We start from the raw sequence: 11,925 nt of genomic DNA, 5'->3' as shown, positions 1-11,925 counted from the left end.
ATGAGCCAGGACTCGTCGACCATCGTGCTGCTGGAGGGCGTGAGCGACGTCGCTGCCGTGCGAGCGATCATGCGCACCAACGGGATCGACGAGACCGGCATCGAGCTGCGCGACCTGCACGGCGTGACCAACGTCGGGCGGGTGCTGAGCGAGATCCGGCAGCTGACCCCTGACGTCGACGTGATCGGCATGTGCGACGCCGCGGAGGTGCGCTTCGTCGAGCGCGCGCTGGAGGCGGACGGGTGCCCGGTCACGGACGCGAGCGACCTGCCGGCCTACGGCTTCTTCGTCTGCGACGCCGACCTGGAGGACGAGCTGATCCGCGCGATCGGTCCGGTGCGGGCGGTCGAGGTCATCGAGCGCGCCGGGCTGGGTCCCAAGCTGGCCGCGCTGCAGCAGCAGACCGCCTGGCGGGACCGGCCGCTGGCCGAGCAGCTGCACCGCTTCTGCGGGGTCGCGTCGGGCCGCAAGGAGCAGGCTGCGGGCGAGCTTGCCGGTGCCCTCACCCGCGACGAGCTGCCCGAGCCGCTCGCGATGCTGCTCGACCGCCTGGGCTGACGCGTCGGCCGCCGACCGACCGCGGCCGACGAATCCGACGTCCTACTCCCTCCCGTAGGCACCGATCAGCCCACGAGCCACGAGCTCGAGCATCACGGCGACGGCCACGGCCTGCACCATGAGCAGCGCGGCGAGGACCACGAGCTGCACGGCCGCCGCCTCGAGCGGCGTGGCGCCGCCGAGCAGCGTGCCGACGAAAGCCCCTGGGAGAGTGACCAGTCCCACGGTCCGCGTCTGGTCCAGGCCGGGCACGAGCGCCAGGGCCGCGTCGTCGCGAGCCACCAGCATGGCGGCGTCGCGATCCAGCAAACCGATCGACAAGGCGGCCTCCAGCTCGCCGCGCCGCGAGCGCAGCGCGTCGAGGGTGCGACGCCCGGCGATGGTGGTCGCGGTCATCGCGTTGCCGATGAGGATGCCGAGGATGGGCACCACCGCGATGGGTTGCAGCGGGATGAGCTGCGACGCGAGCAGGATCGCCCCGACCGGCACGATGCCCAGCAGGATCGGCAGGAAGGTCAGTGACGTCCACCGGTCCGGCAGCACGCGCCGCCCGCTGGTGAGCGCGGCGACGGTGACCATGAGGGCGACGAAAGCCGCTGTCAGCCACCACGACTTGAGCACCGCGGTGATGATCAGCCCGACGGCGGCGAGCTGCAGGGTGGCGCGGACCGCAGCGGTGACGGTCGCGCCGGTGTGCCCCAGCCGACCGAGGTGGTGGATGACGGCGGCGCCCGCGGTGAGCAGGGCGACGACGAGCACGAGGCGGACCACGTCGCCCGTGGACGAGACGGTCACGAGCGAGGACGAGGGCAGGACCACGCAGCCATGGTCTCACCAGGACGGCACCCCCACGGCCAACCTGGGCGCGCCCGTAGACTGGCGCCCATGCTCTCCGTCTCCGACCTGCGTGGTCAGGTGCTCGACGCCCGGACCCTGCGCGCGACGATGCCCCGAGCCGAGCTGGACGTCGAGGCGGCCCTCGACGTCGTGCGCCCCATCTGCGACGACGTCCACGAGCGCGGGGCCGCCGCCGTGCTGGAGCTCGCCGAGCGGTTCGACGGTGTGCGCCCCCCGACCCTGCGCGTCCCGGCGCACGTCCTCGAGGCCGCCGTCGACGCCCTCGACCCCGACGTCCGGGCCGCCCTCGAGGTGTCGATCGAGCGGGCGCGGGTCGTCCACCGGGCCCAGCGCCGCGAGGACGTCACGGTCCAGGTCGTCCCCGGCGGGACGGTCACCGAGCGCTGGGTGCCCGTGCAGCGGGTCGGTCTCTACGTGCCCGGTGGCCTCGCGGTCTACCCGAGCAGTGTCGTGATGAACGTCGTCCCTGCCCAGGAGGCCGGCGTCGAGTCCCTCGTCGTCACCAGCCCGCCGCAGCGCGAGAACCACGGCCTGTTCGCGGGCTACCCCCACCCCACGATCCTCGCCGCCTGTCAGCTGCTCGGGGTGGACGAGGTCTACGCCGCCGGGGGAGCGCAGGCGATCGCGATGCTCGCCTACGGCCTGCCTGCCGACGCCGACCTCGGCATCGACGAGGTGCGTCCGGTCACCCTCGTGACCGGCCCGGGCAACGTCTACGTCGCCTCCGCGAAGCGCCTCCTCAAGGGTCTCGTCGGCATCGACGCCGAGGCCGGTCCGACCGAGATCGCCGTCCTCGCCGACGAGACGGCCGACGCCGACTGTGTCGCAGCGGATCTCATCAGCCAGGCCGAGCACGACCCGCTCGCGGGCTCGGTCCTGGTCACCGACTCCGAGGATCTCGTAGACCGGGTGGTCGCCGCCGTGGAGCGCCGCGTCCCCGACACCAAGCACTCGGGGCGGGTGCGCACCGCCTTGACCGGCAAGCAGTCGGGGGTCGTCCTGGTCGACGACCTGGACGCGGGGATCGCCGTCGTCGACGAGTACGCCGCCGAGCACCTCGAGATCCACACCCGGGACTCGGCCGCGGTGGCCGCGCGCGTCCGCAACGCCGGCGCGATCTTCGTCGGGCAGTACTCCCCGGTCAGCCTCGGCGACTACATCGCCGGGTCCAACCACGTGTTGCCCACCGGCGGCACCGCCAAGCACGCGAGCGGCCTGTCGGTGCAGTCCTTCCTGCGCGGCATCCACGTCATCGACTACGACCGCGACGCCCTCGCCGGCGTCGCGCGGCACGCGGTCGCGCTGGCCCAGTCCGAGGACCTCCCGGGGCACGGGCAGGCCGTCACGGCCCGGTTCGGCGACGGTCTGCCGGACGACCCTGCCGCCACCCGCACGGAGGACCGATGAGCACCAACGAGATTCGTGACCTGCTGCGCGAGGACCTGCGCGGCCGCACGGCCTACGGCGCGCCGCAGCTCGACGTGCCCGTGCAGCTCAACACCAACGAGAACTCCTACCCCGTCCCCCAGGAGGTCGTCGACGCGATCATCGAGGCGACGGCCAAGGTGGCCCCCGATCTCAACCGCTATCCCGACCGCGAGTTCACCGAGCTGCGGCGCGCGCTGGCGGACTACCTGACCACCACGAGCGGCACGCCGATCGACCTCGAGCAGGTGTGGGCCGGCAACGGCTCCAACGAGGTGCTGCTGCATCTGGTCCAGGCGTTCGGCGGCACCGACCGCCGGGCCGTCGGCTTCACGCCCGCCTACTCGATGCACCCGATCATCACCGAGACGACCGGCACCACGTTCGTCCACGGTCGCCGGGGTGAGGGGTTCACCGACCCGGCGCAGGCGTTCGACCTCAGCGTCGAGTCGGCGGTGCGCCAGGTCCGCGAGGTCGACCCGCACCTGGTCTTCCTCTGCTCGCCCAACAATCCCACGGGCACCGCGCTGTCGCTGGAGCTGGTCGAGGCGGTCTACGAAGCGGCGCCGCGGGCGATCGTCGTCGTGGACGAGGCCTACGCCGAGTTCGCCCGCCCCGGCACGCCGAGCGCGCTCACCCTGCTCGCCGGGCGCCCGCGGCTCGTGGTCACCCGCACGATGAGCAAGGCGTTCGCCCTGGCCGGCGGTCGCCTCGGCTACCTCGCCGCGGACCCCGAGCTGGTCGACGCGCTGCGGCTGGTGCGCATGCCCTACCACCTGTCCAGCCCCACCCAGGCGCTCGGGCAGGCGGCGCTCGCGCACGCGCCCGTGCTGCTGCACACCGTCGACGTGATCAAGGCCCAGCGCGACCGGATGGTCAGCGAGCTCGGCGAGCTCGGGTTCACCCCGGTCGCGAGCGACGCCAACTTCGTGCTCTTCGGCGGGGTCCGGGACTCCCACGACCTCTGGCAGGCGCTGCTCGACCGCGGCATCCTCGTGCGCGACGTCGGCCTGGCCGGGCACCTGCGCGTCACGGCCGGCACCCCCGCCGAGACCGACGAGTTCCTGCGCGCCCTGCGCGAGCTCGCTGCGGACCACCGCGTCACGAGCCCCAGCTCCAGCACCACCAGCCCCAGCACCACCAGCTCGACGAGAGTCAGCACCACCGTTACGGGAGGCACCCCCGCATGACCCGCACCGCGACCATCCGGCGCGCGACGTCCGAGAGCTCGATCGAGCTGACGCTGGACCTCGACGGCACCGGCGCGTCCGACATCAGCACGGGCGTGCGGTTCTACGACCACATGCTCGAGAGCCTGGCCAAGCACAGCCTGATCGACCTCACCGTGAAGGCCACCGGTGACGTCGACGTCGACGCCCACCACACCGTCGAGGACGTCGCCATCTGCTTCGGCCAGGCGCTGAAGGAGGCGCTCGGCGACAAGCGCGGCATCCGCCGCTTCGGCGACGCGCTCGTCCCGCTCGACGAGGCCCTCGCGCAGGCCGTCGTCGACGTCGCCGGGCGGGCCTACGTCGTGCACGAGGGCGAGCCCGCCGGCCAGGAGTACGTCGTCATCGGCGGCGCCTACGTCGGCTCCCTCACCCGGCACGTGTTCGAGTCGATCGCGCACAACGCGCAGATCGCCCTGCACGTGCGGGTGCTGTCCGGGCGCGACCCCCACCACGTCGTCGAGTCGCAGATCAAGGCGTTCGCCCGCGCGCTGCGCTCCGCCGTCGAGCCCGACCCGCGCGTCAGCGGCATCCCCAGCGCCAAGGGAGCCCTGTAGCGGTGTCGACCCACCGGGAGGGCGGGTGGCTCGGGCACGGCGTCCTGCTGCTGCACGCCGAGCCCGGCGCGGTCGTCCGCTGGGCCGGCAAGGGGACGCTCCCGGTCTACGTCGTCCCGGGGGAGCGCTGGACCGCGGCCGTGCCCGCGGGTCCGGCCCGGACCCGGGTGCCCTACGACCATGGGGCCTCGGTCCTCGCGGCGCGCCCCGTCCCTGCACGCCGTCGGCCCGCCATCGGGCTGTGGACCGCGGACGAGCGCGCCGTCGTCTCGGTGCACCTGCCCGGCCGTAGCCCGTCCCGCTGGGTCGTCTGGACCCCCGGCGCCGGGCCCGACCGGGTCGGCGCCCTCCCCGTCGCCCGTTCCGTAGACCTCGTGGCCGCCGCCGGTCTCGTCGGCAGCGAGGCGGTCGGGGGGATCTCTGCGCTGCTGCGCGACTCGGGCGGCACCGCGAGCAGCCTGCTCCACGACCTCGCGACCGCCCTCGACCTGCCCTGCGCGGCGGCCGTGGACGGCGCCGCCGGCAGCTCGTTCGAGGGCGCCCGGCTGGTGCAGCCCTCGGCCTCGGCCGTCGCACGGTTCAACCGCGTCGTCGGCGAGGACCGACAGCTCAGGGCCGAGCTGGAGGAGGGGCTGTGACCGGTGCGCTGCCCGACCGCACGACCCTCGACCGCACGACCCTCGACCGCACGACCCTCGACCGCACGACCCTCGACCTCACCCAGGAAGGCCGAAGCCAGTGAGCACCACCCCGACCGTCGTCGTCCTCGACTACGGCAGCGGCAACGTCCGATCGGCCGTCCGGGCCCTGGAGCGCGTCGGCGCCGACGTGGTCCTCACGGCGGGTGAGCGGCAGGCGCTCGCTGCCGACGGCCTGTTCGTGCCCGGCGTCGGCAACTTCCACGCCTGCCTGCGCGGCCTGCGCGCGGTCGACGGGCCCCGCATCATCGACGTGCGCCTCGCCGGCTCGCGGCCCGTCCTCGGCATCTGCGTCGGCATGCAGGCGATGTTCGAGGGCTCCGCTGAGCCCACCGCGGGCGCCCGGGTGCCTGGCCTCGACCAATGGCCCGGCACGGTCGAGCACCTCCCCGCCGACGTCGTCCCGCACATGGGCTGGTCGACGGTGCAGGCCCCGCCCGGCACGACCTTGTTCGCCGGCGTGGAGGACGAGCGCTTCTACTTCGTGCATAGCTACGGCGTGCGCGAGTGGACCCTCGAGCCGGAGGGCTCCTTCGCCGCCGTCGCCCCGAAGGTCACCTGGGCCGACCACGGCGGCCCCTTCGTCGCCGCCGTCGAGAACGGCCCGCTCAGCGCAACCCAGTTCCACCCCGAGAAGTCCGGCGACGCCGGCCTCCACCTGCTCGAGAACTGGGTCCGCACCCTGACCCGGTAGCCCACCCGGCTGCCCGTCGCTCGGCTCACCCTCAGATCGGCAGCCCGTGACGCGGCTGGGTGTGCGCTTCGGACGGATTCATGGGGACTTGAACGTTCGAAAGGCCTCGAAAGGGGCGTGGATCAGTCCGAAGCGCACGCGGCAGCGCGCAGGGAGTCCGCCAGGAGCGCACCGGCCGGCCAGACGACACCCCGGTAGACCGTGCAGCTGGCCGCGCACCAGACCGTGCAGCCGAGACGCGGTCGCTCGACGCGCCCCAGGCGCGCTAGGTTCGAACCCGTGACTGACGCACCCCGCCTCGAGCTCCTGCCCGCCGTCGACGTCGTCGAGGGGCGAGCCGTCCAGCTGCAGCAAGGGGTCGCCGGATCCGGGTGGGACTTCGGCGACCCGGTCGAGGCGGCGCTGGCCTGGCAGGAGCAGGGCGCCGAGTGGCTGCACCTGGTCGACCTGGACGCCGCCTTCGGCCGAGGCTCCAACCGCGACCTCCTCGCCCGCATCGTCGGCGCGGTCGACATGCAGGTAGAGATGTCCGGCGGCATCCGCGACCAGGACTCCCTCGAGGCCGCCCTGGCCACCGGCTGCCGCCGGGTCAACATCGGCACGGCTGCGCTGGAGGACCCGGAGTGGACCCGCCGCGCCATCGCCGAGCACGGCGACCGGGTCGCGATCGGCCTCGACGTCCGCGGCGCCACCCTCGCCGCACGGGGCTGGACCAAGGAGGGCGGGGACCTCTGGGAGACCCTGGCTCGGCTCGACGCCGAGGGATGCGCGCGTTACGTCGTCACCGACGTCAACAAGGACGGCATGCTCCAGGGGCCCAACCTGGAGCTGCTCCGGTCCGTGTGCGAGGCCACCGACCGACCCGTCGTCGCGTCCGGTGGCGTGTCCACCCTGGCCGACCTGGAGGCGCTGCGCACGCTGGTCCCGGTCGGGGTCGAGGGCGCGATCGTCGGGTCGGCGCTCTACAAGGGGGCGTTCACCGTGACCGAGGCCCTCGACGTCGCCGGGCGGCCATGATCTTCGGTCGGCGTCGCCGACCCGACGCGTCGAACCCGCAGAACCCGCCGAACCCGCCGAACCCGCAGAACCCGCCGGACCAGTCCGGAGACGCCGCCCAGCGCGAGCGCGTGGGCCGCCGCCTGGCCGGGCACGACCCGAGCAGCGGCCACGACACGGCAGGGCTGCCCTGGGCGGGCCGCGACGTCACGGCCGGAGCCTTCACCGACGACGACGGGTCGGCCGACCCACGCCTCGCCGCGGTGCTCGGCACTACCCCCACACCCACCAACGCCACACCCACCAACGCCACCGCCGACCCCACCGGTAGGCGAGCGCTCGCGGAGGCACTGGCGCACGCCCGCCTGCTCGTGCCCGTCGTCGCCGCAACCGCCGAGGGGTCGGCGCCGGGCGACGACACCCACTCCGACATGGCGACGATCGTGCTCACGGCGCCGGACGGGCTACGGGCGCTGCCGGTCTTCACCAGCGTGGCAGCGCTGGCCGCCTGGAACCCCACTGCCCGGCCGGTGCCGGTGCCGGCGTCGACGGCGGCCCGCTCGGCGCTGGAGGAGTCCTGCGACGTGCTCGTCCTCGACCTGGCCGGTCCGCAGCGCACCGTCCCGACCTCGATGGTCCACGCGCTCGCCCACGAGCGGAGCTGGCAGCCAGCCGCCCACGACCCGCTGGTGCTCGCGGCCCTCGAGGAGACGGTCGGCGAGATCCCGCAGCTGCTGGGCCTCGAGCCGGTCGACGAGGACGGCACCCTGGTCGTGCGACTGCGCCTCGTGGCCGGTCTCGACGCTCGCGGGGTGCAAGACATCGCCGGACGCGTGGCCGACGCGCTCGCCGACCCGCAGGTGCGGGTGCGTCTGGACGAGGTGCGCCTGCAGGTGCTGCCGGAAGGCCCAGGGACCCCGGCCGAACCAGGTCTGCGCTAGCACACCCCCAGCCACGAGCCGGCGACGCAGCGCGGTCGGCGTCGTCGGCACCTGTCACCCGAGCGCGCCGATAGCCGCTACGCGAGGTGTGCATTCGCAACGTTTCGTGAGTGTTGAGCGGTGTTCGGGGGATAGCATGGCGTTGCTACCAGGGCACCAGAACGCCCGCGTTACGGTAGTCCCGCTTCGGCCGCCGGGGGGAGTCCGGTCGAGGTGCAGGTGAACTGGGGTCAGGGAGGGCTCTGCGACATGACCATGATGAAAGTAGCGTCCACGGTGAACTCCGACTCGAACCAGGCGGCCTCTAACGAGGCAGCCCAGGCAGCCCAGGCAGCCACCGACCCGACCGACCAGCAGCCGGCCAAGCGTCGCCTGGTCCGTGCTCTGACCTCCCGGTTGAGCTTCCTCGACCTGGTGCGCGAGGACCGCGACGCCAACTACGGCTACGGCCAGGTCGGCTTCCGGGCCCTCGCCGTCCACCGCCTCGGCGTGTGGCTGGACTCCGACGAGCCGGCCGCCTGGATGAAGCGGCCCGGCAACCTCGCCTACGGCGCCGCGTCGGGCTACATCGCCCGGCACTACAACATCGAGCTGCCGCGCACCGCGAAGATCGGTCGCCGCGTGCACATCGCCGGCCAGAGCGTGCGCGTCCACGACCACGCCGTCGTCGGCGACGAGTGCGTCCTGCGTCAGGGCGTGGTGCTCGGCGCCTCCGACGGCGACCCGAGCAGTTTCGAGACCGACGCGCCGAAGCTCGGTCGTCGGGTCTCGGTCGGCATCAACTCCGTCCTCGTCGGCGACATCACCGTCGGCGACGGCGCCGCCATCGGCCCGACGGTGGCGATCCTGCGCGACGTGCCCGCTGGTGCCCTGGTCATCCCGCCGAAGCCGCGGGTGCTCAACGACATGAGCGGCTACGTCCGCTGACCCCACGCACGACGAAGGCGGCGCCCCCGGTCCTGGACCGGGGGCGCCGCCTTCGTCGTGGGCTGACAACGCCCTTCTGGCTGCAGCGCTCCTCTCCTGAGCTGACTACTGCGACGCCTGGCTCGGCGGCTCCACGATCGGGGTGACCTCGTCCTTGGCGTCCTGCGGGTCGCCGCCGGGGTTCTCGCCACCTTGACCGGCGCGGACCTTCTCCTCGATCTTCGCGCCGCAGTCGGCGTCGACGTTCTTCCAGTAGGCGATGGCCCGCTCGAGGACCTCGCCCTTCACGCCGCCGAGCAGGTGGCCCGCGACCGTGTCGACGAAGCGGGCCCGCGCCGCGTCGTCCCACACGTCCCGGACGAGCGCGCCGGGCTGGGAGAAGTCGTCGTCGTCCTGGCGCAGCGTGTAGGCGCTGCGGACCAGCGCGCCGTCGGCCTCCCAGCCGTCCTCGGCCGGACCGGTCTGGTCGCTGAACGGGCGCCCCATCGAGTTGGCGGCGTAGGTGGCCTGGTTGCCGCTGTGCTCGTACTCCATCGCCCCGTCGAACGTGTAGACGTTGCGCTTGACCTTCGGCTGGTTGACCGGCAGCTGGTGGAAGTTCGTGCCGAGCCGGGCGCGGTGCGCGTCGGCGTAGGCGAAGACGCGCGCCAGCAGCATCTTGTCGGGGGAGAAGCCGATTCCCGGGACCGTGTTGGACGGGGCGAACCCGGCCTGGTCGATCTGGGCGAAGAAGTTCTCCGGGTTGCGGTTGAGCGTCATCACCCCGACCTCGTGCAGCGGGTAGTCCGAGTGCGGCCACACCTTGGTGAGGTCGAACGGGTTCAGGTGGTAGGTCTTGGCGTCCTCGTAGGGCATCAGCTGCACGTAGAGCGTCCACTTCGGGTGCTCGCCGCGCTCGATGGCGTCGAACAGGTCACGACGGTGGAAGTCGGCGTCCTGCCCGGCCACCTTCTCGGCATCGGCGCCGGAGATCCCCTGGACGCCCTGCTGGGTGTGGAAGTGGTACTTCACCCAGTGCTTCTTGCCCTCGGCGTTGACCCACAGGTAGGTGTGCGAGCCGTAGCCGTTCATGAAGCGCCAGCTGCGGGGCAGACCACGGTCGCCCATCAGATAAGTGACCTGGTGCGCCGACTCGGGGTTGAGGCTCCAGAAGTCCCACTGCATGTTGTTGTCGCGCAGCCCCGAGTCCGGCAGCCGCTTCTGGCTGCGGATGAAGTGCGGGAACTTCATCGGGTCGCGGACGAAGAAGACCGGCGTGTTGTTGCCGACGAGGTCGAAGTTGCCCTCGGTCGTGTAGAACCGGAGCGAGAAGCCACGCACGTCGCGCCAGGTGTCGGGGGAGCCGAGCTCACCGGCCACCGTGGAGAACCGGGCCAGCATCTCGGTCGTCGTGCCCGGCGCGAACACCGCGGCCTTCGTGTAGGCGCTGACGTCGTTGGTCACCTCGAACTCGCCGAACGCGCCCGAGCCCTTGGCGTGCGGCTTGCGCTCCGGGATGTTCTCGCGGTTGAAGTGCGCCAAGGTGTCGACGAGGTGCACGTCATGCAGCAGCAGCGGGCCGTCGGGGCCGACGCTCAGGGAGTTGCGGTCGCTCTCGTTGGGTGCGCCGTTGGCGCGAGTGGATCCGGTCGATTCGATCATGGCAGTCTCGCTCCTTCGTCCTTGATCCGGCGAGGCATCCAGTCCCCAGGTCGGGACTGCAGCGTCTCGCGCGAGGTTCATGTCTGACGCTATACCCCGGCACTGACAGATGCCTGGCTGGCGCGAGATCGAGCCGATCGACAACTGCGTTGAACGGATCCAGCCGGACCTGCCAGACTCGCTCGGTGCTCCAGACCGCCCTCCGCTCCTACCGCGACGTCCTGCGCCTGCCCGGCTACCCACTCATCAGCGGGTTGGCCCTGCTCGTGCGCCTGCCGCTGTTCGCCGTCGGGGTCGCGCTCGCGCTGCACGCGGTCAACGTGCTCGGCGCGAGCTGGGCGCAGGCCGGTCTGCTCACCACGGCCACCACGGTGACCGGGGCGATCACCTCGCCGCTGCGCGGCCGGCTGCTGGACCGGATCGGGCTGCGCCGCACGGTCGCTCCGTGCCTGCTGGTCACCGGGATCTGTTGGTGCGTGGGCCCGTTCCTGCCCTATGTCGGGCTGCTGGTCGCCTGCACCGTCGCCGGCCTGTTCACCATGCCGATCTGGTCGATCATCCGTCAGGCCATCCTCGCCATCACGGCACCGCAGGAGCGCCAGGCCGCGCTCAGCCTGGACTCCGCGCTCGCGGAGGTGGCCTTCATGGGCGGCCCGCTGCTCGGCATCTGGGCCGCGACCTCGTGGCCGCCGCGCTGGTCGCTCACCATCCTCGGCCTGCTCGGCGTCGTCGCCGGTGTCGGCTTCATCGTGGCCAACGTGCCCCTCGTCGCCGCCGACCACGAAGCCACCGAGTCCGTGTCGCGGCGGCAGTGGTTCACGCCAGGCTTCGCCGTGATCCTCGCCGCGTCGGCCGCTGCGTCGATGGTGCTCACCGGCACCGACGTCGGCATCGTCGCGACGCTGCGCGACTGGGGCCGCACCGCTGACGCCGGCTGGGTCATGGCGGTGTGGGGCTTCGGGTCGCTGCTCGGTGGGCTGGTCTACGGCGGGCTGGCCCGGGGCTGGCGGCTGCTCACCCTCCTCGCCCTGCTGTCCATCGTCACCATCCCCGCCTCGTTCGCCGTCGGGCCGCTGTCCCTCGCGATCCTCGTCACCGTCGCCGGCCTCCTGTGCGCCCCGTGCATCACCAGCGCGTCGACGGCGGTCGCGGAGTCGGTCTCGCCCTCGGCGATGGGCGAGGCGATGGGGTGGCACGGGTCGGCCATGACCGTGGGGGCCGCGATCGGTGCGCCGTTCGCCGGCTTCGTGATGGACCACGCCGGCGCCCACTGGGGTTTCGCCGCGGTCGGCAGCGTCGGCCTGCTCGTGGCCGTGGTCGGCACCCTCGCGGTCGGGCTGCGTCGCCGTCAGCGCGATGTCCGGCCCGAGGCCGCCACCGTCACCAGCCGGTAGACCGCGC

Annotated in this window: 12 protein-coding genes; 10 read left to right on the top strand and 2 right to left on the bottom strand. The window is 72.7% G+C overall.

Annotation, left to right across the window (positions count from 1 at the left end):
* The gene (locus MM440_RS04650; RefSeq protein WP_241442785.1) at positions 1-558 is read left to right on the top strand and encodes a hypothetical protein; all 558 of its coding nucleotides are present in this window, start codon (positions 1-3) and stop codon (positions 556-558) included.
* Positions 559-600: 42 nt separating this feature from the next.
* Here the strand turns inward: MM440_RS04650 and MM440_RS04645 are convergent, their stop codons facing one another.
* Positions 601-1,377, bottom strand: a complete 777-nt coding sequence (locus tag MM440_RS04645) for an ABC transporter permease (RefSeq protein WP_241442783.1) — start codon at positions 1,375-1,377, stop codon at positions 601-603.
* A 66-nt stretch (positions 1,378-1,443) separates the two neighbouring features.
* Between MM440_RS04645 and hisD the strand changes: the two genes are divergently transcribed.
* The 8 genes from hisD to MM440_RS17250 all read left to right on the top strand — a co-directional run bounded on the left by hisD (position 1,444) and on the right by MM440_RS17250 (position 8,883).
* Positions 1,444-2,823 carry a histidinol dehydrogenase gene (gene hisD / locus MM440_RS04640; RefSeq protein ID WP_241442781.1) on the top strand — a complete coding sequence of 460 codons (1,380 nt, stop codon included), beginning with the start codon at positions 1,444-1,446 and terminating at the stop codon, positions 2,821-2,823.
* Entirely contained in the window at positions 2,820-4,031 is a 1,212-nt protein-coding gene (locus tag MM440_RS04635) for a histidinol-phosphate transaminase (protein WP_241442779.1), read from the top strand. The genes hisD and MM440_RS04635 overlap by 4 nt, the downstream gene beginning before the upstream one ends.
* On the top strand, positions 4,028-4,627 hold the full coding sequence (gene hisB, locus MM440_RS04630; RefSeq protein ID WP_241442752.1) for an imidazoleglycerol-phosphate dehydratase HisB: 600 nt from the start codon (positions 4,028-4,030) through the stop codon (positions 4,625-4,627). Before MM440_RS04635 ends, hisB begins: the two co-directional genes overlap by 4 nt.
* Positions 4,628-4,629: 2 nt before the next feature.
* Complete coding sequence (locus MM440_RS04625; protein ID WP_241442750.1) at positions 4,630-5,265, top strand: hypothetical protein; 636 nt, start codon at positions 4,630-4,632, stop codon at positions 5,263-5,265.
* Between the two features lie 100 nt (positions 5,266-5,365).
* Positions 5,366-6,019 (top strand): imidazole glycerol phosphate synthase subunit HisH, encoded by a 654-nt coding sequence (gene hisH, locus MM440_RS04620; protein ID WP_241442748.1) that lies wholly within the window; start codon positions 5,366-5,368, stop codon positions 6,017-6,019.
* A 279-nt stretch (positions 6,020-6,298) separates the two neighbouring features.
* Positions 6,299-7,036 (top strand): bifunctional 1-(5-phosphoribosyl)-5-((5-phosphoribosylamino)methylideneamino)imidazole-4-carboxamide isomerase/phosphoribosylanthranilate isomerase PriA, encoded by a 738-nt coding sequence (priA, locus tag MM440_RS04615; protein ID WP_241442740.1) that lies wholly within the window; start codon positions 6,299-6,301, stop codon positions 7,034-7,036.
* A complete protein-coding gene (locus MM440_RS04610; protein WP_241442722.1) occupies positions 7,033-7,956 on the top strand; it encodes an SseB family protein in 924 nt (307 codons plus the stop codon). Before priA ends, MM440_RS04610 begins: the two co-directional genes overlap by 4 nt.
* A gap of 276 nt (positions 7,957-8,232) precedes the next feature.
* Positions 8,233-8,883, top strand: coding sequence for a serine O-acetyltransferase (locus MM440_RS17250; protein ID WP_241442714.1), 651 nt, complete (start codon positions 8,233-8,235; stop codon positions 8,881-8,883).
* Positions 8,884-8,988: 105 nt separating this feature from the next.
* Here the strand turns inward: MM440_RS17250 and MM440_RS04600 are convergent, their stop codons facing one another.
* A complete protein-coding gene (locus tag MM440_RS04600) occupies positions 8,989-10,524 on the bottom strand; it encodes a catalase (protein WP_241442711.1) in 1,536 nt (511 codons plus the stop codon).
* Between the two features lie 185 nt (positions 10,525-10,709).
* On the opposite strand from MM440_RS04600, the gene MM440_RS04595 reads away from it, so the two are divergent.
* Positions 10,710-11,918 (top strand): MFS transporter, encoded by a 1,209-nt coding sequence (locus MM440_RS04595; RefSeq protein WP_241442695.1) that lies wholly within the window; start codon positions 10,710-10,712, stop codon positions 11,916-11,918.
* Positions 11,919-11,925 lie beyond the last annotated feature (7 nt).

Source organism: Arsenicicoccus piscis (assembly GCF_022568835.1).
In the GTDB taxonomy this organism is placed as follows: domain Bacteria; phylum Actinomycetota; class Actinomycetes; order Actinomycetales; family Dermatophilaceae; genus Arsenicicoccus; species Arsenicicoccus piscis.
Note: the sequence above shows the minus strand (reverse complement) of the source record. Positions and strands in the feature narration are given on the sequence as shown.